The sequence below is a fragment of the Bifidobacterium sp. ESL0825 genome (genome assembly GCF_052606465.1).
This window is the reverse complement of the sequence record NZ_CP199589.1, coordinates 949040-974697: the sequence shown is the minus strand read 5'-3', so window position 1 is coordinate 974697 and position 25658 is coordinate 949040. Positions and strand designations below refer to the sequence as shown.

General features: G+C 59.9%; 20 protein-coding genes and 1 tRNA gene. 11 read left to right on the top strand and 10 right to left on the bottom strand.

The features are described 5' to 3' along the window. Window positions 1-2 precede the first annotated feature (2 nt). From uriT to ACUIAG_RS04160, 3 genes are all read left to right on the top strand, one after another. Window positions 3-1451: a uridine transporter UriT gene (gene uriT / locus ACUIAG_RS04170; protein ID WP_445340282.1), complete on the top strand. Its 1449-nt coding sequence runs from the start codon at window positions 3-5 to the stop codon at window positions 1449-1451. Between the two features lie 243 nt (window positions 1452-1694). Next, on the top strand, window positions 1695-2876 hold the full coding sequence (locus ACUIAG_RS04165; RefSeq protein ID WP_445340281.1) for an SLC13 family permease: 1182 nt from the start codon (window positions 1695-1697) through the stop codon (window positions 2874-2876). A 100-nt stretch (window positions 2877-2976) separates the two neighbouring features. Continuing rightward, window positions 2977-4182: an MFS transporter gene (locus ACUIAG_RS04160; protein ID WP_445340280.1), complete on the top strand. Its 1206-nt coding sequence runs from the start codon at window positions 2977-2979 to the stop codon at window positions 4180-4182. A gap of 48 nt (window positions 4183-4230) precedes the next feature. Here ACUIAG_RS04160 and ACUIAG_RS04155 read toward each other — a convergent pair whose 3' ends face one another. From ACUIAG_RS04155 to ACUIAG_RS04145, 3 genes are read right to left on the bottom strand one after another with little or no spacing between them, the layout of a single operon-like run. Beyond that, window positions 4231-4836: a DNA-3-methyladenine glycosylase gene (locus tag ACUIAG_RS04155; protein WP_445340279.1), complete on the bottom strand. Its 606-nt coding sequence runs from the start codon at window positions 4834-4836 to the stop codon at window positions 4231-4233. Beyond that, entirely contained in the window at window positions 4833-5219 is a 387-nt protein-coding gene (gene fdxA / locus ACUIAG_RS04150) for a ferredoxin (protein WP_445340278.1), read from the bottom strand. The genes ACUIAG_RS04155 and fdxA overlap by 4 nt, the downstream gene beginning before the upstream one ends. Continuing rightward, window positions 5216-5968 (bottom strand): helix-turn-helix transcriptional regulator, encoded by a 753-nt coding sequence (locus tag ACUIAG_RS04145; RefSeq protein WP_445340277.1) that lies wholly within the window; start codon window positions 5966-5968, stop codon window positions 5216-5218. The genes fdxA and ACUIAG_RS04145 overlap by 4 nt, the downstream gene beginning before the upstream one ends. Before the next feature lie 58 nt (window positions 5969-6026). On the opposite strand from ACUIAG_RS04145, the gene ACUIAG_RS04140 reads away from it, so the two are divergent. Further along, window positions 6027-8690 (top strand): multicopper oxidase domain-containing protein, encoded by a 2664-nt coding sequence (locus tag ACUIAG_RS04140; protein ID WP_445340276.1) that lies wholly within the window; start codon window positions 6027-6029, stop codon window positions 8688-8690. A gap of 182 nt (window positions 8691-8872) precedes the next feature. Here the strand turns inward: ACUIAG_RS04140 and ACUIAG_RS04135 are convergent, their stop codons facing one another. Continuing rightward, a complete protein-coding gene (locus tag ACUIAG_RS04135) occupies window positions 8873-8974 on the bottom strand; it encodes an NINE protein (protein ID WP_396166189.1) in 102 nt (33 codons plus the stop codon). Between the two features lie 137 nt (window positions 8975-9111). On the opposite strand from ACUIAG_RS04135, the gene ACUIAG_RS04130 reads away from it, so the two are divergent. Further along, the gene (locus ACUIAG_RS04130) at window positions 9112-10662 is read left to right on the top strand and encodes a hypothetical protein (RefSeq protein ID WP_445340275.1); all 1551 of its coding nucleotides are present in this window, start codon (window positions 9112-9114) and stop codon (window positions 10660-10662) included. Window positions 10663-10683: 21 nt separating this feature from the next. Continuing rightward, the gene (locus tag ACUIAG_RS04125; protein WP_445340274.1) at window positions 10684-11304 is read left to right on the top strand and encodes an NUDIX hydrolase; all 621 of its coding nucleotides are present in this window, start codon (window positions 10684-10686) and stop codon (window positions 11302-11304) included. A gap of 208 nt (window positions 11305-11512) precedes the next feature. On the opposite strand, the gene ACUIAG_RS04120 is transcribed toward ACUIAG_RS04125, so the two are convergent. After that, window positions 11513-11589, bottom strand: a tRNA-Arg gene (locus ACUIAG_RS04120). 44 nt (window positions 11590-11633) lie between these two features. Then, window positions 11634-13511 carry a 1-deoxy-D-xylulose-5-phosphate synthase gene (locus ACUIAG_RS04115; protein ID WP_445340273.1) on the bottom strand — a complete coding sequence of 626 codons (1878 nt, stop codon included), beginning with the start codon at window positions 13509-13511 and terminating at the stop codon, window positions 11634-11636. Between the two features lie 179 nt (window positions 13512-13690). Here ACUIAG_RS04115 and purE point away from each other — a divergent pair, with 179 nt between their 5' ends. From purE to ACUIAG_RS04100, 3 genes are all read left to right on the top strand, one after another. After that, on the top strand, window positions 13691-14197 hold the full coding sequence (purE, locus tag ACUIAG_RS04110) for a 5-(carboxyamino)imidazole ribonucleotide mutase (protein WP_024626635.1): 507 nt from the start codon (window positions 13691-13693) through the stop codon (window positions 14195-14197). Next, window positions 14181-15347, top strand: coding sequence for a 5-(carboxyamino)imidazole ribonucleotide synthase (gene purK / locus ACUIAG_RS04105; RefSeq protein WP_445340272.1), 1167 nt, complete (start codon window positions 14181-14183; stop codon window positions 15345-15347). The genes purE and purK overlap by 17 nt, the downstream gene beginning before the upstream one ends. Before the next feature lie 69 nt (window positions 15348-15416). After that, window positions 15417-15824 (top strand): Fur family transcriptional regulator, encoded by a 408-nt coding sequence (locus ACUIAG_RS04100; protein WP_445340271.1) that lies wholly within the window; start codon window positions 15417-15419, stop codon window positions 15822-15824. Between the two features lie 7 nt (window positions 15825-15831). Here the strand turns inward: ACUIAG_RS04100 and ACUIAG_RS04095 are convergent, their stop codons facing one another. Together ACUIAG_RS04095 and ACUIAG_RS04090 are read right to left on the bottom strand one after the other, a co-directional pair. Continuing rightward, the gene (locus tag ACUIAG_RS04095) at window positions 15832-18441 is read right to left on the bottom strand and encodes a bifunctional lysylphosphatidylglycerol flippase/synthetase MprF (RefSeq protein ID WP_445340270.1); all 2610 of its coding nucleotides are present in this window, start codon (window positions 18439-18441) and stop codon (window positions 15832-15834) included. Window positions 18442-18495: 54 nt separating this feature from the next. Further along, window positions 18496-19860 (bottom strand): alpha/beta hydrolase-fold protein, encoded by a 1365-nt coding sequence (locus tag ACUIAG_RS04090; RefSeq protein WP_445340269.1) that lies wholly within the window; start codon window positions 19858-19860, stop codon window positions 18496-18498. Window positions 19861-20080: 220 nt separating this feature from the next. Here ACUIAG_RS04090 and ACUIAG_RS04085 point away from each other — a divergent pair, with 220 nt between their 5' ends. Together ACUIAG_RS04085 and ACUIAG_RS04080 are read left to right on the top strand one after the other, a co-directional pair. Beyond that, on the top strand, window positions 20081-21001 hold the full coding sequence (locus ACUIAG_RS04085; protein WP_445340268.1) for a metal ABC transporter solute-binding protein, Zn/Mn family: 921 nt from the start codon (window positions 20081-20083) through the stop codon (window positions 20999-21001). A 126-nt stretch (window positions 21002-21127) separates the two neighbouring features. Continuing rightward, window positions 21128-23305, top strand: coding sequence for a sulfatase-like hydrolase/transferase (locus ACUIAG_RS04080; protein ID WP_445340267.1), 2178 nt, complete (start codon window positions 21128-21130; stop codon window positions 23303-23305). Here ACUIAG_RS04080 and purD read toward each other — a convergent pair. After that, window positions 23302-24573 (bottom strand): phosphoribosylamine--glycine ligase, encoded by a 1272-nt coding sequence (purD, locus tag ACUIAG_RS04075; protein WP_445340266.1) that lies wholly within the window; start codon window positions 24571-24573, stop codon window positions 23302-23304. The two genes, ACUIAG_RS04080 and purD, sit on opposite strands and share 4 nt — an antisense overlap. Before the next feature lie 18 nt (window positions 24574-24591). After that, complete coding sequence (purM, locus tag ACUIAG_RS04070) at window positions 24592-25641, bottom strand: phosphoribosylformylglycinamidine cyclo-ligase (protein WP_198189275.1); 1050 nt, start codon at window positions 25639-25641, stop codon at window positions 24592-24594. Window positions 25642-25658 lie beyond the last annotated feature (17 nt).

The window sequence follows — 25658 nt, the reverse complement described above, 5'->3', positions numbered from 1 at the left end:
CAATGAAGACTTCGAACGCAGCCGCACCCAAGACCGACAAGCCCGCTGCCACGACCGCTGGTGGCTCTGGCGCTTCTATTGTCGCCTTGATGACGGCCCTGATGGCCGCCGTCTTCGCCTTCCAGCTCAACGCCTCCATGCTCTCGCCGGCCCTAACGACCATGGAAACCGAGCTCAATGCCAGCAGCTCCAGCATTGGTCTGACACAAACGGTGTTCTTCACCTCCTGTGCCGTCTTCTCCCTCTTCCTGCCTCGGCTGGGCGATTTGGCCGGCCGCAAGAAGGTGCTGCTGGGCATGCTGAGCCTGACGGCGCTGGGATGCGTGGTCTCCGCTCTGGCTCCCAATGTGACGATGCTGATGATTGGGCGCGTCATTCAAGGAGTGGCCGGTCCGGTCGTACCCATGACCCTGATCATGCTGCATGCCGAAGTGACCGATGAGGCCCGCTACGCCAAGCTCATGGCCGTTTTGACGGCGGTCAACGGCGGCATCGGAGGCGTGGATGCCATCCTAGGCGGTTGGCTGGCCGGCACCTTCGGCTTCCGGTCGGTCTTCTGGTTCATGGTGGCCATTGCAGTGATTGCTGTCCTCCTAGTAGCAGTTTTCGCCCGCGAGAGCTATGCAGACGATCGTCCCCGCATGGACTGGGCCGGCGTGGTCTTCCTCTGCATAGCCTTCCTGGCGGCCTACCTGGCTATCAACGAGGTCGAGAAGCTGGCTCAGGCGCGCTGGATCCTGGTGGTCGTCGAGATCCTGGTTGCTGCGGTCTTCTTCATGATTTTCTGGAAAGTCGAAAGCACCACGTCGGCACCCATGGTCACCACCACCTACCTCAAGCAGCGGCGCACCTGGGGCCTTCTGCTGACGACTCTGACCACCATGGTCGGCGTCTTCGCCATCATGAACGGGATCGTTCCGGCGCTTGCTCAGGATGGCGAGGTCGGCGTCGGCTTGAAGGCCAGCATCGTCTCCTTTGCGACGCTGACCCCATATGCCCTGGTCGGTCTGGTCTTTGGCCCTGTGGCTGGGATGCTGGCCTCGCGCTTCGGCTATCTCAAGGTTCTGAGAGTCGGTCAATTGGTCAGCGTGCTGGGACTGGTCTTTGGCATCTACGTCTGCCTTGCCCCCAGCATCTGGAGCCTGGTGGCGCTCTCCCTGATCCTAGGTGTCTCCTACGCAGGGACGGCTAACATTATGCTCAATGGGCTGGGCGTGGTTCTGTCTCCTGCGGACAACACCGGCTATCTGCCGGGACTCAACGCCGGAGCCTTCAACCTGGGCTCAGGCCTGAGCTATGCGGTCCTCTATGCATGCATGAGCGGCTTGGCAGTATCCGGCGGAGCCCGTACTGGATACATTGCGGCTATGATCGGCGGCGGCGTGCTGGTGCTGATCGCCCTGGCTCTGTCCTATCTGATTCCCGATCCGGAACGAATGAACGACAGGTAATATTCCGGTCTGATAGGGGTCCTGCGAATGCACTGATTCGCAGGACCCCTTTCCATGTCTCATAGGCATCCGACTCTATGCGTATCCGACAAGGGTCAAAAGTCGGGACTAGACAGGCCAGCAGCCAGTAGCGCCGAGTGTCCCGACCTTGGGCTTAGTGGCGGAAAATAGCGCCAAGAGAGGCCCTGTAAGCCGTGGGCGGGCGCGTAAACTAAGTGAGGAATTCGTTCGCCGGAGGTGACCATGCAACATCGGGTGATCGGACTGCTGAAGAACGAAACCGTCCTGGTCGTCGCGGCAGTCATCGCTCTCGTATCCTGCATCCTCATTCCTCCCGACCGGCAGTATCTTGGCTACATCCACGTCAATACCCTCACCCAGCTGGGTTCCCTCATGATGGTGGTCTGCGGCTTTCAGCGCATCGGGGTCTTCCATGCCATTGGTGCCGGCCTGCTGAGTCGTGTCCGCTCGGTGCGGGGCCTGGCCTTGGTGCTGGTTTCCCTGCCTTTCTTCTCCAGCATGTTCATCACGAACGATGTAGCCCTGGTCACTTTCGTGCCCTTCGCCATTGCTGTTCTCATCATGGCTGGCCTGGAAAACCATGCTCTGCTGATCGTCACTTTGATGACCCTGGGTGCCAATGTGGGCAGCATGCTGACGCCTATCGGCAATGCTCACAACTTATATCTCAAGGCCCGCTCCGAGATGCCTGCCGGGGAGTTCCTCCTCCTCATGGTGCCTTATGCCCTGGCTGCAGCCCTGATGCTCTTCCTGTGCTGCTGGTTCGTCTTCAGGAATCAGCATTTGAATAAGTTCGAGGGCATGGATGCGCAAGAGATCCGCCGCAGCATACTAGCGCCCAGGGAGGAGGGGATACAGCCTCAGGTCAAGGAGATGCAGCAGTCCAGCGGATGGCGCATCACCGTCTACCTCCTGCTCTTTCTTGTCTGCCTGCTTGGTGTGGCCAAGCTGATTCCCCAGTGGGCCATGGTTCTGGTGGTGGCGGTGACCTTTCTGATCTGCGACAGGCGGGTCTTTCTGCATGTGGATTGGGGACTGCTCCTGACCTTCGTGGCTTTCTTCATCTTTATAGGCAATGCCAGACGGATCCCCCAGTTCTACAACCTGGTCAGTGGCCTGGTCAATATCCACCCTTTGATTACCTCGGTCCTGTGCAGCCAGGTCATCAGCAATGTGCCCACAGCCCTGCTGGTCTCAGGTTTTTCGACAGCCTGGCGCCCGATCATTCTGGGTACCAACCTGGGCGGGCTCGGCACCCTGGTTGCTTCGATGGCCTCACTGATTTCCTACAAGGCTGTGGTCAAGCAGTATCCGGGCAAGAAAGGCGATTACCTGAAAATCTATACCGCGTTTAATCTGCTCTTCCTCGTCGTGTTGGTTGGCATGGCCCTGCTGCTGGAGTAGACTACCCCCATCAACCAGGAATGGTGCCGCTGATATTGAGAGGGAGGCAGCAACGGTGGAACCGGACCCGTGCGCGTCTAAGCCTAAGAACACAGGGATATTGGCCAGACGGAACCTTGGGGTTCTGGTCGGAATCATGGCCTTGGCCATCATGTCGCGGTTTGACTCCATCATCTCTCCTTCCGTTGCAGCCATCCAAGCATCCTTTCCTCATGCTGATCCTTCAACTGTCGAGTCGGTGGTTTCCATCGGCTCCTCGGCTGCCATAGTTTCAGCTCTTCTGTTCGGTCAGCTCTTGACCAGAATGAGTTTCAGAACCGCTGCCTGCATCAGCTGTCTGTGTGTCGCCCTGGGCGGCTTGATGCCCTTGGTTGTGCATGGCAGCGTGAGTCAGCTTCTTCTCTTTGCTTTGGTTGTCGGGTTTGGCGTGGGTATCGCCACTACAGTCCTCCCCAGCCTGTCGGCCGGGTTCTTCCGCGGGAAGCAGTTGGCGGCGCTGATGGGGCTGGTCCTGGCTGTTCAGGATGGCTCTTCCATGCTGGTCCTTGCCCTGGGTGGTGTTCTGGCCAAGGGAGGTTGGCTGCACAACTATTGGCTCTATTTTCTGGCCTTGCCTGCCTTGGTCTTGGTCATCTTCATGGTCCCCGGAGTCGGTGCCGTCGAGGAGGAGTCGGAAAAGGCCGTAAGATCTGAAGCATCGTCTTCTTCTCAAAAAAGCGGACAATGCTGGTGGGCTACCGTTTCCTGTATCCTCATCGGGTTCCTGAGCATTTTCCTGGTCGCGGTCCTGTACAACAAGCTCGCTGTCTACATAGCCAAATACGGTTTGGGTGGCACCAGCGCAGCCGGGGTGGCCCTGATGTTCAACACGGGTTCCTCGGTCGTGATCGGGCTTGGCATCAACGGCATCAAGCGGATTTGCCGGCAATGGACCATTCCGGCCGCCTTCCTTCTGATGGCCCTGGGCGCCCTGCTTTTCCTGACCACTCGCTCATTCCCGCTGGTTTGTTTATCGGCATTTCTGATTGGGTCGGGCAGTGCCATCAATATGGCCACCTGCCCCTACTATCTGTCCAATCTGACTGAGCACAAGCGCTATCCGCTGGTCATGGGGGTCTTTTCAGCCACCACCAGCCTTGGTTTTACGGCATCCACCTGGGTCTTCAAGGCTTTCTCAACAGCGTTTGGCCTGGATCCGGTGACCGGCAGTTTCATGGGCATGCTGATCATTGCTCTGCTGGCTGCCGTCATTCTCTCACTTGTCCGCTTCCAGAGCTGTGTCGAGTCACGCTTCATTGAGCGATAAGCCACTCTTTTAGACAGTGCGAGCCAAAGGTGAAGCATTGTCGCTCACTTATCGAGACAGGTAGGAATTACCTGTGATGACGAACCTTCGCAGAGTCTCCTTGGCGTGGGATATGCCTATTCGGGGCGTTGCCGTGACGGTCTCGTCCTGGGCCAGTCCGTCGGCTGCCAGACGGATGGGCGGTTTTCTAAGGTCATGGCCATAGTAGCGCTTGTCAATGTCCAATGCCTGGCAGAGCTTGGCGGGACCGTTGGTCAGATCCCGGTCCGGGTGACGTCCGTGCCTGTGGATGCGCAGAAGGTCCAGACCCTGCACTGGCTGGCAGGCCCGAATCAGCACACCGGCGCCGAACCCGTCCTGCTGGCAGGAGATGTTCAGGCAGTAGTGCATGCCATAGGTGAAGTAGACATACATGTGTCCGCTGGGGCCGAAGAGAGCGGCATTGCGAGCCGATCGTCCATGGTAGGCATGGCTGGCCGGATCATTCTGATCGTAGGCTTCGGTTTCCACGATCCGTACCCTGGCCTGTTTTCCTTCCGACTCGTAGTCACGGATGATCAGGCAGCCCAAAAGCAGACGGGCGGCTTCCTCCACAGGGCGGTCCAGAAAGTCTGGGAAGACCAGGTGATCGTCCTGGCTTGAAACGGCCTTCATTCCATTTGGTCCTTGCGGACCCAGACCGCGCGCTGGCCGCGCGATTCCGGCTGGACACAGACGAAATTATCCTGGTGGGGCAGGGCGGCGACCTGTGGATGGTCGTGATCGTAGGGTCCCTGGGCCTGGGCGCCGCCGGCATCACCGACCTGGGTGAAGAAGTCTTCGGAGGCATCCTTGAACCAGGTCCATTCCTCTGGCAGGTCTTCTTCATAGAAGATCGCCTCCACAGGGCAGACCGGCTCGCAGGCGCCGCAGTCGATGCATTCGTTGGGGTTGATATACAGGTTCCTGGGGCCCTCGTAGATGCAATCCACCGGGCACTCATCTACGCAGGCCTTGTCCTTGACGTCCACGCAAGGTTGGGCAATCACGTAGGTCATTGCTTTGCTCTCCTTTTTGATTGGTTGTCCGCTTTTGCTGCTTTCAGAAAGCATCCCTTTGGCGACGACAGAGGTTCCAGCGATACACGGGCTCTTTTATTCCTGGCCGCTTTGCTGCTGCCTTCCACGATTCCTTGGACCATCCCCAGATGGATCGTGCAGATAATGGGATGGGCGTTGACACTGTCCAAGAAGGGGCATGCGGTCAGAAACAGGCTCGATGAATCCGGTTCTGCCATAACCGGAGCAAAACCCAGGGTGGCCAGAGTATTCAACAGCGTCTGCGACATGCTCGAGGACACGTCCTTCTCGGCATTCGCCCCGCTTTGTCTGGCCAGGGTACGACCCCAGACCTGACCTGCTTTCAGCGCAGCCCTACCTCTGCTGTCAGCATCGGGACAGGCAGTTTCCAGTGCGGAGCAGAGCGAGGAGATCATATCCTCCCTGGCATGGTTTGTAAATATAGGGGAGTAGATGACAGCCGGTCTGCCTCGACCGGCCGATCGACCTTCCCTGTCTCTTGTCTGACGGACAGCCTCGCCCTGTTCGACCAGGCGTTCAAGATGGAAACGAGCGGTCGTCGGATGGATGCCGAAGGCTGCTCCGATCTGCTGCGCAGTTAGGCCAGCACCGGTCTGTTCGGCTGCCGTATGCAGATGATCCAAAATTGCAGAGCGGATCTCCTCCCCGCTTCTGCGCCCAGAGGGGGCATGGATCCCTTGCTTAGAGGGTTGAATTTTCTGACTCATCGATTAAATTGTATAACTATCCAATCAATTATCAACCCAGGACAAGGCGGACAGACCCATGCAGGATGACCCAAAGATGCGCAAGTCCGGCGGCAGGACGGCCTTGCCCAGGTCCAGGATGGCCCTCCTCATCGGCGCAGGTCTGGCTGCATTGCTTGGCCTTGTTGCGGCGCTGATTCGCGCGGATCTGATTCACCCTTCAGGCAGGGTGCCGCTGGCTGACCTGCACGGCGGGCTCATGGTCTATGGGTTTTTGGGCGCTGCCATTGGCCTGGAGAGGGCAGTGGCCTACCGCAGCGGCGGATCCAGCAAACCCTCCTGGGGATTTTTTGCTCCTACCTTGGGCTTGCTGGGGTCTCTGCTCTGCCTGCTGTCGTTGATGGTTTCAAGCCATTGTGATGCCTCAGCATGGGTCAAGGTGGAGCTTTTTGGCGGCATTCCGTGGACTTTGTCCATGTTGATCCTGACAGCCATGTACTTGGCCATCTGGCGTCGGCAGCCTTCTGCAGAGGTGCTCATACAGGTCCTCGGATCCCTGGTTGGTCTGGTCGGAGCTGCTGCATGGGTTGCAGGGTTGGACGCCTCGGTTCTGGCCCCAACCTGGCTCTTCTTTCTTATTCTGACCATCGTGGGGGAGCGGGTGGAGCTGGCCAGGGCGGTCTTTTCGGATATTCGTCTTGAATCGGGAATCCTGGGTCTGAGCCTCCTGACAGTCCTGATGCTGCCGATCCAAGCCATGGCGCCTTCGATCGGCTATCCACTTCTGGGGCTGTCGCTGGGACTGCTCCTCCTGGTCATGGCCAGTCATGATGTGGCCAAGGGCACCTTCCGTCATGGCGGCCTGCCGGGATTCATGGGCACCTGCATGCTGTCGGCATACGCCTGGGGACTTCTGGCTGCCCTTATCTGGATGGCGGCGCCCTTGGATTCCAGCACCTACTGGAGGGATATGGCGCTGCATGCCTTGGCTATCGGATTCATCATGACCATGGTCATCGCCCATGTCTGCATGATCGTCCCCTCGGTCATCCGCAGGCCCCTGCCCTTTCACCCGCTCCTCTGGGTTGCCTGGGCGCTTATGCAGGCTGGCTTGCTGATCAGGCTCCTTGGAACCATCCGGCTCTACACGCCCTTATGGAAGGCGGGGAACCTGCTGAATGTCCTGGGAATCCTCTCCATGATGCTGACCGTGGTGTACCTGGCCGCTCGCGGCAAGCAGGTCCTGGCATCCAAACGCTACCGTCGTCGCCAGCCTGAGGGTTCGCAAACCGAACAAGTGGGAACCCTGGCCCTAAGAACGGATCTGGTTGCCACTTCCGCTACCGTGCTGGTCCTGGTGGCCGCCATGGTTCTGATGGCCCTGCGGCCGACGCTGGCTGTCCCGGTCGGGGCGGCACCTAGTGCCGGAGGCGTCCAGGAGGCATCGTCAAAGAGCGTCCAGCCGACGGGTCACACCAGCAGAGCAACGATCAAGGTAAAAGGGATGGCCTTTGTGCCGGATACCATCACCATCGATGCAGGAGACCGGCTGATTGTAGATTTTAGGAACACCGGAGATCAGCGGCACGACTTGGTTTTCGCCAATGGCAAGAGCACAGGGTCAGTTCCGGTAGGCCAGAGCGTCTCGGTCGACGTGGGGGTCCTAGGCGGGGACACATTGGGATGGTGCTCGCTGGCAGGACACCGCCAGATGGGCATGGAGCTCAAGGTCAAAACCAGGGGTGGAATTGTTGCCGGGCAAGGTCAGTCCTCAGCTGGGAAGGTGGCCCTAAGCCATGTCCCTTCAGCCGCCAAGCTCAAGTCTCAGGCTGAGAAGAGCGACCCCGCCAAGGCCGCTCTTCCGCCACTGGATGATCAGGGGAGGGCTGGAACCAGAAAATACGCACTGGATATCAAGGAACGCAAGGAAAAGGTGGCTGCGGGGTTTGAGCGCACGGTCTGGAGCTTCGACGACGCGAACGATTCGCGGGATAGCGGATCGCGCCCTTTGGCTCAGGGTCCGGTGTTAAGGGGCCGTGTGGGAGACACTTTTGAAGTCACCATCAGGAACAAGGGAAGCATGAGCCATTCCATCGACTTTCATGCCGGTCCGGCCGTCCCTCAGACCATGATGCGCAATATAGAGCCAGGCAAGGAGCTCCTGTACACCTTCACCGCTGATCGGGCTGGCATTTGGATGTACCACTGCAGCAGCGACCCCATGTCAAACCACATAGCCAACGGCATGTATGGGGCTGTGGTTGTCGATGACGGCACGCTGCCGCCCGTGGCTGCTGAATATGTTCTGGTCCAGTCCGAAATTTATCTGGGGTCCAATGGAGGGGCTGCCAATGCGGAAAAGGTAGCGGCCATGAATCCGGATATCATGACCTTCAACGGACGGGCCTTTCAATATGACGCTCATCCCTTCAAGCTGGAAAAGGGGCAAAGGGTCCGCATCTGGGTTCTGGACGCCGGACCCAACCAGCCGCTGTCCTTCCACATTGTGGGAACCCAGTTCGATACGGTCTGGACTGAGGGACGCTATCTGATCGGTGGAGGTTCTCGAGGGAATTCCGACGCTGCCTCATTTTCATCAGCCGGAGCCCAGGTCCTGCCCCTCCTGCCGGCCCAAGGCGGCTTTGTAGAGCTCAAGGTCGATCAGCCTGGCGACTATTCCATAGTCAACCACGTGATGAGCCTGGCTGAAAAGGGCGCTCACGGCATCCTGCGGGTGTCGTGACGCGATCAGACGACGTCTGTGCCAAGCTCTGCTGATTGTCTGTCTTCTCCAATCCTGCAGCTGGAGTACCTTGCCGTCCATGTGGTAAGGCAAACCTGGATGTGAGCCAAAAATTTGCGCACCTTCAACGATGTCCTAGTTCGAAGAGATGAGAGAGCTGATGAAGAGAACGAAGATGATGATCAGCAGCTGTGTGACCCCATGCCCGGTCTTATCAAAAGATAAAAGTTCTGTATGCCGAAGCAGCCCAAGAAAAAAGCCAGGATGGCCGCCGTGACCTTCAACTTGTTCGACCTGCCAGGTTCGCTGTCATATCGGACTTGAAGCTGCCAAGGCTGAATTTAGGCCGGACCACTGGTGCCGTCGGCTTTAGGGGGAATGTGCTGGACAAGCAGGCAAACACGAGGTCTAGCATATAGACATGAGTCAGAGCGGATGTTTGTATGCCATCATGCTGACCAACTTCGATTCAGAAGAACAGCTGAGCGATTGGAATCGGGTCAGGCATCTATGCAACCACAATCTAAAGTGCGATCAAAAGCGCGTTCCAGAGGTGAACTCGAAGTTCTGGTCAGAGGGTCATGACGGCGTAAGCATCTGCGAGAGGACCATTCAGCAGCATCCAGAGTTTCTTGAACGATTTGCCGGCATTCTCAGAACTGCATTCCTTTATAGTCCTCAGGTTCTTGTCACTGACGCGGAGCTCTTTGATGGTATCTATTTCCTGGCATTTGGTCCTGATGTAGTTCTTGACCTTCTGGGACAAAATGGTTATGAAAAGCCTTTCCTCACCGTATCCGGCAGACAACCGACCTTGGAGCAATGTCTGTTGCGGTTCACTACAGTGCCGCCTGATAATCAGCAGCAACTTTCGGCTGAAGGAGAGGCGGTTGACTTGACGGATATAGGTACGCTGCGTCCGCTGGAGTATCAAGTTTTACAAAAGACCGTTACTTCTGAAGAAAGTCAACGATTTGCACCACAGGCTAGAGCTGTCTTGAATGGGCATGCAGGCGATCACGGGTCGATAGCTCAGAGGATCGCTTGCTTGTATGCTGCATACTGCCAGCAAGACCTGTCTGATGGTACCTGCCGATTGCTGGCTCAGCGCTGGCAGGAATGGATAGATGCGGAACGGAAGGGTCTCATTAGGTATGAGCAACAACGTTCTCAAACCGAGTCGAATTGCGGCATCGTCCGCAGCTTCAATGATGCCTTTCTTCCTGTTGTCAGTGAAAACGCCGATTGCCTGCGTTCCTGGTGTTCTGCTTCCAAGGCGAACGAGGCAGAAAAAACCGCATTCCGAAATGTTTTGGACAAGATAAGTCATGAACCGAGACGATCCAAGGCCTTTGCGCTTATCAGGCAGTCGGCCTTGCCGGTAGGTAGGGCTGATTGCAGTAGGACCATGGAATGCGACCAGCAAACGCTGGTAGACTGGTACCAGTTCGTCTACCGCTTAGCAATGGCGGATTATCTGGGCTGCTGCCTTATGGCTGTACAAAGCAAACCGAATTCGTATGAGCGCTTTGCAGGCCGGACCGGTGGGCGCTCATTGATGCTGTCGGGCAAAGTCACAGAATTATTGGGGCATATGCCTTCCGCGTGTTTCGTGCAGTTCTGTTATCAGTCAAGAGACGCGATCAAACAGTGGCGTAATTGTCGACCGAACGCTCCGGACTCTGACCAGCAGCGGCATATTCGTAACATTGCCTATTGTGTGCAGAAGTTTGCATCGCAGCTTGATCGAAAGCAGGACAACTCAAGAATCATCAAACAGTTCATTGTGACCCTGATTCTCGCATCCATATCTGTTATCTGTGACAAGGTTATTTTTTCAGGATCAATGTCCATTATCCTGATATTGATTGCGGCCTGGTTCATTGAAGTATTTCCCGAGTTGCTGACAATGGTGGAGTGGATGCACGACCAGCATACGGCAACACAAACTATGGTATTCGCTCAACGGTAATTATCGACCAGGAAGGTGACTGTGAAAAACGCTGATGAGCTGAGGCCCGGTAGCCCTTTACAGGAAATAAGGCGTAGAAAAGTCTTCGAGGAAGCGGGGGGAGCTGACTTTACCGTGACTGCTGTGGATGTCAAAGTGAGGGACACAGGTGCAGGTATGACCTTGCACGTGGCATCTGTCAAACAGGGTCAACCAGGCGTGATTTGCGTGACAGTCGTAGAACGAGGGGGAGAGGATTTCTACCTGATAGCGCGCCACTGGCGGGTCGCTGTAGAAGACTGGCTGTGGGAATTTCCGCGAGGCATGGGGGAGCAAGGCGAGAATCCCCAGACCACAGCCATTCGCGAATTGCATGAAGAGACTGGATTGCGGGCTCAGCCTGACGCCGTCCGTCAGTTGCACAGGCTTCATGCCGATGCCGGGGTGCTTCAAGACGACGTGCGAGTGATGGAAATACGGCTTGATGACGTTCCATCTATTCCTATGCTCGATAGCCTCAAACAAGGCGGTGATTGGGAACTAGAGGATTTCCAATGGCTGCGGTCAGCTGATATTGCCAATATGATCTGTGATGGACGACTGATTGATGGGCCTACCATATCCGCATTCTCAATACGAGAGATTGATAAGCAAAGGCAATGAGTCTGTAGTGTGATTTGTATATTTGCGGTCTGCTGCGCAGAGCTCGGATTAATTGCGTGCTTGATATGACAATTGCCACCAATGAGTGAACCGCTGTCGGCAGTCGTCAACTACTGCGAATCGTCTTACTCATTATTTTCTTCCTCATTTTTAGAAGATATGAGTTTGTTTGTCTCCCTGCTTTTGTGAGAGGAGCAGGGAGGGCTATTGGTGACCCCGGAGAGATTCGAACTCTCGACCTACAGATTAGAAGTCAGTTGCTCTATCCAGCTGAGCTACGGGGCCAAACCCTTTCATTGTACCCGCCTGTGTCCACCGGCGGGTCAGATCTATGAAGCCCGGTCGACAAGGGCATCCGATATGGCTTGGGTCATTGCAGGAACGGTCATACCATATCTTTCCAACAGGGTAGCCCGGGGGACCCGGTCGTTGAATTCCTTGGCCGCTCCAAAGGCCAGGGTGCGGATCTGACTAGGTCCGTAGTATGCAGCCACGGCTTGGCCCCAGCCGCCATCCAGCTGACCATCCTCGATGGTGACCATCAGGGAGTGGGTGCTGGCCAGGGCCTCCAGGGTCTGTTCATCCAAGCGGTCATAGCGATGGGGATCCACCAGTGTGGGCTTTAGCTCCATGGATGCCTCCAGGGAATCAGCCAGGTCACGACCCAGGGGCAGGGCATCGCCGAGAGCTAGCAGGGCCACTGTCCTGCCTTGCTGCAGGATACGGTAACGGTCCCATGGCTGGCCTGCGGTCGTGGAATCGGATTTTACCGGCGCTATCGGCTTGCCTGCGCGTTCAGTCGCCAGCGTGCGCTCGCCGGGCACCCTGATGACCACCGGCTGCCGGGCCGGGCCAGTGGCCCAGGCCAGCATGTCCAAGAACTCAGCCCCGCTGGTCGGAGCCAGGCAGGTCAGTCCGGGGATGCCTCGCATCATGACCATGTCGGCCGTGCCTGAGTGTGTGGCATCGGTTTTGGCAACGCCAGTGGAAAAGACCAGCAGGGTCACCGCACTGCCGTTCAAGGCCATCTCTTGCTCGATCTGGTCGTAGGCCCTCTGGAAGAAGGTGGCTGAGGTGGCGACTACAGGCGTGCCTCCGGCCTTGGCGATGCCCGCGGCATAGGCTATCGCATGGGATTCGGCGATGCCTACGTCCCGGTAGTGGTTTCCGGCCCGTTGGCGGAAGTCGGGATCGATGCCATTGGACAGCGGTGTAGCGGGGGAGATGACCGTCAGGCCCGGCTCTTGAGAGAACCTGGCCTCCAGGGTCTGCATGGCCATTCTTCCGTATGTCTTTCGTGAGTTGGGCAGACGGTTAAGTGAGTCCAAGCCGTCCTGCCAGTGGTTGGCCTCCACCGGACCCTCGGCGGGCAAATCCGGCAGGGAAGTCATATGAGCTGTTTGCCCATCGCTCTGGGCCATCGAAGTCGATCCTATCTGTCCTTGGCTGCCCTGGCCCAGTCCCAGGCCCTTGCGGGTATGGATATGAACCACCACCGGATGATCAGTGTCTTTGACCTGGCGGAAGGCCTTGATCAGATCCTCGATTCGGTTGCCCTCCTCCACGTAGCGGTAGTCCAGTCCAAGGGCGCGGAAGGGATTGTCTGAGCTGCGTCCCCCGCTGGCACGCAGGGCCGCCAGGCTCTTGTATAGCCCCCCGTGGTTCTCGGCGATGGACATTTCGTTGTCATTGACCACAATGATCAGGTTGCCGCCCTGCTCAGCAGCCCAGTCCAGCCCCTCGAAGGCTGGCCCGCTGCTCAGGGAGCCGTCCCCGATCAAGGCGATGATGTTGGCCTTGCCTCCGGTCGCATCCCGCTGGGCGGCCATTCCGCAGGCCAGGCCGATGGAGGTGCCGGTGTGCCCCAGCATGAAGTCGTCGTAGGGGCTCTCTTTAGGCGAGGTGAATCCGGAAAGATCCTTTTGAGACTCAGGGTCCGTGTAGAACCGGCGCCGGCCGGTCAGGATCTTGTGTGTGTAGGCCTGATGGGAGACGTCAAAGATCAGATGATCATGAGGCATATCGAAGACGTAGTGCAGGGCGATGATGGGCTCGATGGTGGCCAGGTTGGAACCCAGGTGGCCGCCGTGACGTCGACAGAAGCTGATCAGCAGCTGACGAATCTCGTCGGCCAGTCGATTCAGCTCTTCCAGGGAGAGAATCTTCAGATCCTGTGGGGAGTCGATGCTGTCCAGAAGCTTGCCCATAACCCTCCTGTCTGTTTCCGTAATGCAATCCAATGATTCTAAATCTGAGACAGCGGTTTGGAACCGCTGTAAGCCCGATGTTCACCAGGCCCGGCCCTTACATCCATAGGACCGTCACGATTGGCCGGCTTCTCCCCGGCCTTGCGTAGTATCGGATGTGCATGAACATTGGAGGGCCGATGGCTGACAATACACATGAAGGGGCACGCGTCGCAGTGATCATGGGATCATCGAGCGACTGGGAGACGATGAAGGAAGCCTGTCGGATGCTGGACCGGTTCGCTATCGTCTACACCAAGGAGGTCATCTCCGCCCATCGCACACCAGGGCGCATGGCGGAGTTCGCGCATCAGGCCCGGAGCCAGGGCATAGGGGTCATCATCGCCGGGGCCGGAGGAGCAGCCCATCTGCCTGGGATGGTGGCGGCCCAGACCACGCTGCCGGTCATCGGAGTGCCAGTGAAGTCCCATGCATTGAGCGGGGTTGATTCACTCCTGTCCATCGTGCAGATGCCTGCCGGCATTCCTGTAGCGACTACGGCTATTGGGGCGTCCGGGGCTACCAACGCCGGCCTGCTGGCGGCTTCGATTCTCTCCATCAATGATCCGAGGCTGGCTCAGGCCCTGGATGACTACCGTGCCGAGCTGGCCCGATCAGTGGAGGCTTCCAATGCCAAGCTTGTCTGAGGAGACCAAGGGAAGAATCGATCACCTGGAGCCGGGATCCGTCATCGGGATCGTGGGCGGCGGCCAGCTGGGACGGATGATGGCCCTGAGCGCCCGCTACCACGGCTTCCGCATCGGCGTGCTGGATCCCACGCCCGATGCCCCTGCGGCCCAAGTCGCCGATTTTCAGGAGACGGCCGACTATGGGGACTTGGATGCCCTCAAGCGGCTTGCCGACCGCAGCGATGTGCTCACCTACGAATTCGAGAACGTGGATGCCGACGCACTGGACCAGGTGAGGGACCGTGTGGCCATCCCCCAGGGGACCGACCTGCTCAGGGTCACCCAGGATCGCGTCCACGAGAAGACCTTCATCAACCGCCATGGCATCGATACAGCTCCCTGGAGGCAGGTTGACAGTCTTGATCAGCTGGACGCGGCCCTGAAAGAGCTGGGCATGCCCGCTGTGCTCAAGACACGAACCGGCGGCTATGATGGTCACGGCCAGGCGGTCCTGCGCACGAAGGAGGATCTGCAGGCCTTGCAGGCGCGTATGAAGGGTCGGGACTTCCCGCCCTCCGTGTTGGAGGGGTTCGTGGACTTTGCCTTCGAGGCATCCATTTTGGTCTCAGGCAACGGGAAGGATTACGTGACCTTCCCCATGGTCCGCAACGAGCATCGTCACAACATCCTGCACATGACTCTGGCACCGGCAAAGGTCGATCCCGGGATGGCTGACCGGGCGCGTGACATGGCCCTGACCCTGGCTGACGGCTTCAAGCTGGCCGGGACCTTGGCCCTTGAGCTCTTCGTCATGCCCGACGGCGGTCTGGTGGTCAACGAGTTGGCCCCGCGCCCCCATAACTCTGGTCATTACACCATCGAGGCCTGCTCCATGGACCAGTTCGATGCCCACGTCCGAGGCATCGCCGGGTGGCCCTTGCCGAATCCGCGCCTGCTCAGCCCGGCGGTCATGGTCAACGTTCTGGGACAGCATGTGGCCCCGGTCAGGCGGCTGCTGGGTGAGCACCCCGAATGGTTCCTGCATGATTACGGCAAAGCCGAAGTGCGCACCGACCGCAAGATGGGGCACCTGACGGTGCTGACCGACGATCCGGAGCAGACTGCACAGGACCTGGAAGCCACAGGCTGCTGGTCCGACCTGGACTGAACCGAATCCTCACATCTGTCCCGGCAATCCGGATGTAGGCTTGGTGGAGCCCAAGGAGTGTGTCTAATCATGAACGCTGGCTCATCCGTCGGCCGCCGGACGCGGCAGAAGAACGCCATCTGGAAGGTTCTTCAGGCCCAGAATGACTTTGTCTCAGCCAAGGAGCTGCACAGGCTCCTTGGCGATTCGGGCCAGCGAATCGGCCTGGCCACGGTCTATCGGCAGCTGGCTTCCCTGCATATGTCCGGCAGCCTGGACTGCATTGAGCACGGAGGCATCCGCCTCTACCGGGTCTGCTTGGCCCAGCGTAGGCACCACCATCATCTGGTCTGTGAACGCTGCGGCAGGACCGTGGAGATCAGCCCGCCGGACGATGGCTGGCTGAAGGCCGTGGCGTCTGAACATGGCTTTACGGTCTCCTCGCACACCTTGGAGGTCTACGGCCTGTGCAGCAGCTGTCGAGACCGCTCCGGTTAGGCAGACGTCAGTGATCCTCCCGGCCCTTGGGCATGATGGTCTTGATGGCATCCCAGGCCTGAGAAGCCTTGAGATTGGGCAGGTAGGCCTGGACTACAGCCAGTCCGATCTGAGCCAGCTGAGCCGGGTCGGGATAGCAGATATAGACCGGGTGCTCGCTGGGCTGGAACTTCTTCTTGAAGAAGAAGAGCGAGCGGAAGCCATAGGCCGGCTCCATCAGGTCGGCCACCAGGTGAAGAGCATGCTGCAGGAAGGCGGTCCGATCTTCGCCCTGACCATCGTCATCGTCTTCGCTGCTGTCCATGCCGGCCAGGGGAGCGGCCGATAGGCTCATGAATTCCGCCGTGCCCTGGTCGCGCAGCCGTTCGGCCATTCGTGCTATCAGGAACTCCATGATCCCGTTGGGACTGTCGGTCCTGTGCCGCATGAAGTCCAGGGTCCATCCAATTACCTGGCCCTGGCGGTAGGTGGGCATCCAGCTGGTCACGGCCAGCACCTTGCCCTGGTCGTCCACGGCGTAGAGGATGGCCATGCGCGGGTCCCTCAGCTCATCCAGGCCGCCCAGGGTGAACTTCATCTCGGGCAGGGCCTTGAGTTCGGCCCACTGCTCGGAGATGTCCACGATCTGCGATTGGACATCCCAAGAGGCATCGTTGAATGTGGTCAGCACGTCCGTGATCTTGTCGCGCTTGGCCTTGTTGATGGCTGTGCGAATGTCCTGCCACTTCTTGCCCTTGGTCTGCCAAAGACTGGGGGTGACCACCATCTCCGAACCGACTGTCAGGGTTGACCAGCCGCGGGAGGCGAGCAGATCGCGCTGAGGCTTGTGGACGCTGTAGAAGACCGGTGACCAGGAATGGGCGTTGCAGAAACGGGTGAATCCGTCCAGATCATCCGCATACTCGTCAGGGTCGCCGAATGGTCCAGTGGTGGTCAGGGCTATGCCGTGCAAAAGACGGTAGGCGATGGCCGAGCGGCCGCTGGGAGAGAACCAGTAGCTGTTGCCCTCCCAGGTGGTCATGAAGGACATGCTCTCGCCTCCATACTCGACCAGCCGATCGGCCTCCTGGCGCTCGCTGCCGTTCTGGATGACCGAGCTGCGCATCCAGGAGAGCAGAACCACCAGGACCGCCAGCCAGAAGATCAGCCCCACCCCATGGCTGACGATCATCCCGGTGGGCGTGCGTGGGACCAGGGCTGGGCGGAAGCGCGAGGCCACACCATTGGGCAGGTAGAGTTCGGGCAGCTGGGAGAGGGCCCTGCCGGTGGTGGGCCAGGGGTGGAAGGACCCGGGGCTTGCGGCAGTGAAGGCCAGATAGCCCATGGCCGTGGCCAGGAAGGCCAAGACGATGGCCGCCCAGCCCACCTGCAGGCGCGAGGCCTTGGTCCGTACCAGGAAGATGCGCAGGTTGCGTGCCAGGAACCAGTTGAGAATCAGCGGCGGCAGGGTGATGATCAGCAGGGAGGGCAAGGCGCCGTGGTGGATGACCCGAGGCAGGCCGTCTCCGATGGTCAGGGGGAAGACCAGGAAATAGAGTATGGCCAGGATGATGGTCAGGGTGTTGAGGACCAGACCGGTGACAGCGGCAACCCGGCGGCCATGATAGATGCCCCAGGCCACCACCAGCAGTACCAGGGTGGGCATGATCAGGGACGAGACGCCGGTGGGTGCTCGGCCGGCGACCAGACCGTACTGGGCGTAGCAGCTGGCCTGGTTGTTCTCGGCCAGGCAGCGGGACAGGGCAGCGCTGCCGCCAGGGTCCGAACCCAGGAACATGCCCAGCGGGGTGAAGAATCCTGCGCGGATCCTGGAGGAGACGGTGACCAGGGGGCCGAGAGCCAGAACCGTGGAAATGGCCCCCAGCAGGTGGCGGGTCTCATAGGAGCCGCTGTGGCCATGCGGATTGGCGTCCTGGACCGGTCCGTGCCAGAGGCGGCCGGTCAAGTGGCCGATCAGCGCTGCAGCCAGGGCGCAATAGTAGCCGGGGTTGCCGGTATACAGCACCATCAGTATCAAGGCCGTGTAGCCTATTGTGGCGATCCTGCGTCGCCAGAGGAAGTCGCTGAAGGGGATGGAGGCCATCAGGGAACCGACCACCAGGATGATGGGGCTGAGCGTCATGGGCACTCGGATGAACCAGGCCCAATGGTCCTGGAGTGCATTGATCAGGGTGCAGATGATCAGCCCGACAGCCGCGCCGCCTATCGCACTGATGACTGATGCCAGCACGGTGCGTCTGCGACCCAGTCGGGTCTCGGCGATGCACAGCATGACCAGCACCAGCGCCACATCTATGATCAGTTGCAGGGGGCCAGGGGTGATGACCAAGGATACCAGCAGCCGTGCGAACTGGACCAGAAGCGAGGGGCGGCCCTGGCCGTGGACCGGATGCGGAACCTGGTGAATGATCAGGTCTGACAGCGGCATGCCCAGCCGTGTCCTGCCGGGGATGCGCAGCAGCCAGATCAGCAGCCAGCTGATCAGGTTGAGCAGGACCAGCGCAAGGCTGAAAGCCAGTGCAAGAGCGTGACGACTGACCCATCTGGTCAGGTCCCGCAGAAGCACGGTCTTGGCCGAAGGCTCCATCAGCCCGGATCCTTTATTTGTTGTCTCCATGATTGCGGCGGCTCTTTCTGCTTATCGGTTTGGACGCTCTGATCTGTCAGCGGTTCAGCCGAGGTGTGTTTCGATAATGTTCGGGAAATCTTCAACTGGTCGGGACATGGGTCCTAGTCCCATGGCTTCGCCCACCCACTCCAGCCCGGGTTTCCAAGCCGTCTTGACTGTATGCCAGTCATGGCCCGATCCCTGGGTGATGACGGCCCGCACCTTCATGCCCGCCTGGTTGGCGGCCTTGGCGATGACCATCATATTGTGCTGGGACTCTTTATCGTTGGACCCGGCTGCGGTGAACAGAAGCTGGCGGGATGGCGCCCGCTCCAGCATGGCCCTGGCCGGAACCTGGGCCAGGAAGCGCTTTCGGTCGCCGCCGAAGTAGTCGCGGATCATCTGTTCCTGCCGACCCTGGGTCGGTTCCAGCTCCCCATCAGCCGGTAGCATGCTTCCATAGACGTCTGGATGCCGCGCCCCAAGCTGGGTGGAGCAGGTCCCGCCCTGGGAGAATCCTCCGATGGCCCATTGCCGGGGCTGGCTTGCGACGGGCAGTTCAGCGCGGATCCAGGCGGGGACGTCACTGCTCAGGTAGGTTTCAGCCTTCCCGTAGACGGGGGAGTCCACGCACAGGCTGTTGTGAGAGGATGCACCGTTCTGGTCGGGGGAGACCACCACTGGTGCCAGGCCGTCGTGCTGGGCGGCGTAGGCATCCATCATGGCCGGAATGGCTCCGGCGGTGAAGAGCCGGTCGGGGCTTCCGGGCTGGCCGGCCAGAAGCACGAACACAGGCAGCGCGGGCGGTTTGTCGCTCAAGGCGGCGGGCGGCAGGTAGATATCAGCCGGACGAGCCGCGAATCGGGAGCGGCTGTTGGGGATGCGCATGCTGTAGGATCGGCCGACACTGGGATGCGAGGGCAGCTCGCCCCGTGAGGCCAAGGATCGCCACTGTGCCACGCTCATGGCCGGTCTGGCTGTCTTATGGTCTTTGTAGTCGGGGTAGAGGGAGACGCTGAACAGGGACCCCAGAGTGGTGAACTCCCCGTAGATGATATCCACTCGAAGCCCGGTGGAAAGCAGGCAGAGCAGGACGGTCAGGGCGGCAAGGACGCGGCGCCAGCCCCGGGCAGTAATCAGGATGCAGACAGCAAACCCCACTGCCAGGAATCCCAAGGCCACGCTGATGATGACCATCCAGCCCAGTGAGACGCCGAAGAGCATAAAGACGTCGGAGACCAGCCAGGTGGCCAACAGTCCCAAGGCTCCTATGCCTAGGGCAATGGCCGCTTGACGCAGCAGAGTCCGCCAGCGTCCGTGCGTCAGTCCGGTCAGCACCAGCACGATCAGGGCCAGGGCTGTCAGCGAAAATATTGACGCAGGCAACCACCCCTGGGTCAGATGAACCCTTGCCAGCCATGCACCCATGCCATTCCTTCCAACCAAAATACATCCGCAGTTCAGTATAGGGAGTGTCCGGTCGCACGGCTGCCATTTGAACAGCCATTCATTCTCACCAGGATCGCATCTTCAGATTCCGGTCATGGGTTCGTCTATGGTAGATTTATTGATAATCAATCTCAGTAACGGTCGGCGAGCCTGGCGACAGGTCCGTCCAGTGCCGTCGCCAGGAAGGAACCACCCATCCATGCATGCCAGCAGCCCACGCCTCCGCCGGACCCGTACCTTGGTCGCCGCCCTCCTGGCCGGACTGACCCTGCTGACCTGTCTGACAGGTTGCGGCAAGAGCGAATCATCCTCGTCGTCCACAGGATCCGGCCCCCTGCAGGTGGTGGCCAGCATCAACCAATGGCAGTCTTTGGCCGTGGACCTGGGCGGCGACCAGGCCCGGGTGGACACTATTCTGAGCAACACCTCGACTGATGCCCACGACTATGAGCCCACGACGGCGGACATCGCCCGGATCAGTCGTGCAGATCTGGTCATCGTCAACGGGGCCGGCATCGACGACTGGGCTGCCAAGGCCGCGGAAACCGGGCAGGCCAAGCTGGTGGACGTATCCAAGGCATCAGGGCGCAAGACCGGCGACAACCCCCATCTCTGGTTTTCCTCCCAGGGCAGGAGAGCAGCTGCCAAGGCCGTGCATGAGGCCTACAGGCAGTTGCGCCCAGACCGAGCGGCTGGCTTCGACAAGGCCTACCAGGACTGGCAGGGTCGGCAGGCCCGGCTGGACAATCTTATTGCCGATGCGCGCAAGCACACCCAGGGACGGCACTACGCGGCCACGGAATCGGCTGCCTACTACCTTTGCCATGATCTGGGCATGGAGGATCTGACCCCAGAGGGGTACCTGCGGGCGGCCGCCAACGAGAGCGAGCCCTCGCCTGAGGACCTTGTGGCCTTCCGTCATTTGCTGGCATCCGGACGCTTGGACATGCTGGTCCTCAACACCCAAGAAGTCAATCGAACCTCCAAGGAGCTGGCTGCTGAGGCTCGCAAGGCCCATGTGCCGGTGTTCGAGGTCAGCGAGCAGCGCCCCGATAAGTACCGGAACCTGGAGGATTGGATCAGCGCCTTGGTCCAGCAGGTGCCGGGCGCCAAGGCCTGATGAGTCCACTTGCGCTTGATGTTCGCCAAGGGATGTTTTCGTGGGGCTTGTCGTCCTTGATGGGAACAATGGCACAGGTATCGGTAAAGGCCCAGCGGGCCCAATCGCCAAAGTCAGGAGTATGCGGTGAACGATCGTAAGCATCAGCCCGGCCGGTGGAGATCCTGGATGCAGAACATGACCGGACGTCTTCAGGTACGCGGGTGGGTCTACCTGCTTGCCTTCATCCTGATTGACTTCCTGTCAGTGGGCATCCTGCAGTGGGGGGTCTCCCTGAACAGCTCCCGCGTCGAGCTGTCCAACCCGCTGATCGGATTCTGGGGCTTCATCTCGGCCATGTGGACCCAGCGTCGGTTCGTCCTGGTGCTCAACATGCTGGCTGTGGGCCTGGTCTACCTGGCCCTGACCTACCTGACCAACCGCTTCTGGGCGGCATCAGGGCTGATCCTGGCCATCTGCGCGGTCATAGCGGTTATCGAACGCTTCAAGGTGCGTGCACGGTATGAGGCCGTCCTGCCCTCGGACCTGGATTTCCTCCATGCTGATGCGGCCAACCTGGTCTCCTTCCTGCCGGCCCGGTCCCTGATCATGATCGGGCTAGGCATCGTGGCCCTGATCGTCCTCGGCGCGCTTTGCTGGGTGGTGACGCGGATGGATGCCCGTCGCGGCCGTCCGGTGGCCACTGGCAACAAGCCTTTGGGTGCGGGACTCCGTACAGCAGGTGTTCTTGTTCCGGTGCTGGTGGTGGCGGTGTTCATGTCTACTGTGGGCACCTACGGCAGTCCCGCCTATCGTTTCTCGCAGTTCATGGGCGACAAACCCTCCATGTGGGACTCGGTCTATGACGCCCAGCGCAACGGGGTCTTCGTGTCATTCTCCCGGCAGCTGCGACCCAAGGTCATGGACCAGCCCGCAGGATACAGTCGTGCCACCATGCAGTCTCTGGCCCATCGATACCAGCTTTCGGCGGACCGCATCAACCATGACCGCAAGTCCTATATGAATGAGTCGAGCCTGGTCTATATCCTTTCTGAGTCGTTCTCGGATCCCACACGGGTGCCGGGCGTCGCGCTCAACCAGGACCCCATGCCTCATATCAGATCCATCAAGGAGGGCACCACCAGCGGGCTCATGCTCTCCTCAGGCTATGGCGGGGGAACGGCCAATCTGGAGTTCCAGGCCATGACCGGCCTGTCCATGGCCAACTTCGATCCCTCGCTGACCTCCCCCTATCAGCAGGTCATCCCTCACCTGAACTGGATACCCACGGTCAATCAGGCCTGGGGGACGCCATCCAGGTCCCTGGCCTTCCACCCCTACGAGTCCTCCATGTATTCCAGGGCCGAGAACTACAAGAAGTTCGGCTTCTCGCATTTCTACTCGCTGACTGGTCCTGACCAGATAGCCCACCAGGACCGCATCGACCGCAGCCAGTATGTGGGGGATCGCTCCGCCTACGAATCCGCCTTGGAGCAGATGGGCGACGACAGGGGCAACCAGTTCGTCGAGGTCATCACCATGCAGAACCACATGCCCTACAACGACTGGTATGACGGCAACGGCTTCTCGGTCAGATCCTCCGACCCCAGCAGGCCCCTGGGCGACGATGAGATGCAATCCATACGCACCTACGCCAAGGGGGTCAGCCTGAGCGATCAGGCTACCGCCGATTTTCTGAACAGCCTTGACTCCCAGAGCAAGCCGGTCACCGTGGTCTTCTACGGGGATCACCTGCCTGGCATCTACGGCACGGCAAGCTGGGACGAGCGCAACTCCCTGGCCCTGCATCTGACCGACTACTTCATCTGGTCAAACAAGGCTTCGGATTCTTCTGGAGCACAGGTCAGCAATAGCGCTTATTCCTCGCCAAACTTCTTCCAAGCCCAGGCGGCCGAGCACATGGACGCCAAGGTCTCGCCCTTCACGGCCTTCCTGACCCAGCTCCACGAAAAAATCAGTGCCATTGAGCCTCCGGTGGCCAACCAAATCCAGGACTGGAACAGGATTCCAGCAGGGCAGACCAACTATCTGAATGCCCAGGGTCAGCCCATGGATGCCCGAGATTTCGACAGGGCCACCCGGCAGCTCCTGAATGACTACAAGCTGATCCAGTACGACATCATGGCGGGCAAGCACTACCTGCAGGGGACGGGCTTCACTGCCACGCCCACCCGCCGCTCCGATGCTGCCCGACAGAAGGCTGAAAAGAAGCGCCAGGCCAAAGAGCAGGCCAAGGAGCAAGTCCGTCAGGAAGAGCAGAACCGGGACAAGGACCGGGAGAGCTCGACCAGTTCGGCCAACTAGGCTTCCAGTCCGCGGTGGCCGATGTCGTGTCGATAGAAGAGTCCGGGCATCGACAATCCGTCCAGCCGGTCATAGACTCGCCGGGCGGCCTGGGCCAGGTCGTCGCCTTGGGCCACGACCAGGGCGGTCCTTCCCGAGGAGGACGTCAGGCCAGTGGAAGCCGAGCCGGACACTCCGGCGTAGTAGGCTCTGAGGTCCTGCTCCGGGGCGATCAGCGGCACGGGCACCCCGGTCTTGGGATTGCCGGGATAGCCCTGGGCTGCCAGGATGACACCCAGGCGGCTGTGGGAGTCGTCCCAGGTGAACTGCGGCTCTCCGCCCTCCATCAGCGTGCGGATGGCCGTGCCCAAGTCGCTGGTCAGCGCAGGCAGCACCACCTCGGTCTCCGGGTCGCCCAGTCGCGCATTGAACTCGATGACTTCAGGACCCTTGTCAGTGACCATGAGCCCTGTGTACAGAACTCCGGTGAAGGGACTGCCTTCTTGCGCCAGGGCACGGACTGCGGGCGCGACGATGGTATCCAGGGCCTTTTGGGTCAGTTCCGGGCCGAACTGCGGCAGAGGGGAGTAGGCCCCCATGCCGCCGGTGTTGGGACCCCGATCCCCGTCATAGGCGGGCTTGTGGTCCTGGGACAGGGGCATGGGCCAGAACTGCTCGCCTCTGACGAAGCACATGAGTGAGCACTCCTGGCCCACCAGCTGATCCTCGATGACTACCTGGGCACCTGCCTGCCCGAATTTATGATCGATGAAGATGTCATCCAGGGCCTGTATGGCCTGCTCAAGGTCGGCGGCCACCGTCACACCCTTGCCGGCTGCCAGACCGTCAGCTTTAATGACGACCGGGGCGCCGTGCGAGTGCACATAGGACTTGGCACTGTCCAAGTCATGAAAAACCGCATAGTCAGCGGTAGGAATCCCATGCCTACGCATCAGGTCCTTGGCAAAGCCCTTGGACCCTTCGATGCGGGCCGCGGCCTTGGTAGGTCCAAAGGCTGGAATGCCGGCAGCCTGCAGTTCGTCGACCAATCCAGCGGTTAAAGGGGCCTCGGGTCCGACGAAGACCCAATCGATTCCCAGCTCGCGTATTGCAGCGATCAGTTTTTCTGGCTGCGAGGAATCCTCCTGCAGCAGGCTGATGCCGTCCGGCTCCATACCCGGGTTGCCTGGGGCGCACCAAACCCGATCCACTCCTGGTCCGGACAGCAGGGTGGTGGCGATAACGTGCTCCCTGGCTCCCGAGCCGATGACCAGTACCTTGTCCGCCATGATGGGCTCCTCTCGCTATTACTGACGACCGTTGTCGTTAAGGATGACCTGCTGGCCGTTTTGAGCATCTGTCACCTGTCCGATCAGGGCGTAGGGCTCCTGCTCCTCATCCAGGACTGCGCGGGCCTGGTCCAGCTGGTCAGGAGAAACCACCAGAACCATCCCAATGCCCATGTTGAAGATGTTGTACATCTCCAGATGGTCGACCCTGCCCATCTCTTCGATCATGGTGAAGATGGGCGGCACCTTCCAGGCATTCAGGTCGAAGCTGGCAGCCAGCCCCTCGGGCAGGATTCGCGGCACCTTCTCCACGAAGCCGCCGCCGGTGATGTGTGCTGCGCCCCTGAGCAGGCCCGAGGCGAAGAGCGGGCGCAAGGCCTTGACGTAGATACGGGTGGGGGTCAGCAGCTCCTCTCCCAGGGTCCGTCCATCAAGCTGGTAGGGCCGATCCTCCAGCTTCATGCCCCCCTGGTCCAGCAGGACCTGACGAATCAGGGAGAAGCCGTTGGAGTGGACGCCAGAGGAGGGCAGACCGATCAGCTGGTCGCCTTCCTTGATGGCCGAACCGTCCACCAGGGACTCCCGTTCGACCACACCCACGGTGAATCCGGCCAGATCGTATTCGTCCGGCTGGTACATGTCGGGCATCTCGGCGGTCTCCCCGCCTACCAGGGCAGCCCCAGCCTGAACGCAGCCGTCGGCCACGCCCTTGACCACTTGCTCCAGCAGAGCCGGATCGTTGTGCCCGCAGGCGATGTAGTCCAGAAAGATCAGCGGCTCGGCCCCCTGGGCGATGATGTCATTGACGCACATGGCCACGCAGTCCTGACCGATGGTGTCATGACGGCCGGCTTCCCGGGCCACCATCAGCTTGGTGCCCACGCCGTCAGTGCCTGAAACCAGGACTGGATGTCGATAATTGAGCGCAGACAGGTCGAAGTCGCCGCCGAAGCCGCCGATGTCGCCGGCCCCAGGCCTGCGCGTTCTGGCCGTGTGGGAGCGGATCCTGTCGATCAGTTCGTATCCGGCCTCCACCGATACCCCAGCCTGCTCATATGCCTTCGGCATGGATGCCCCTTTCTCTG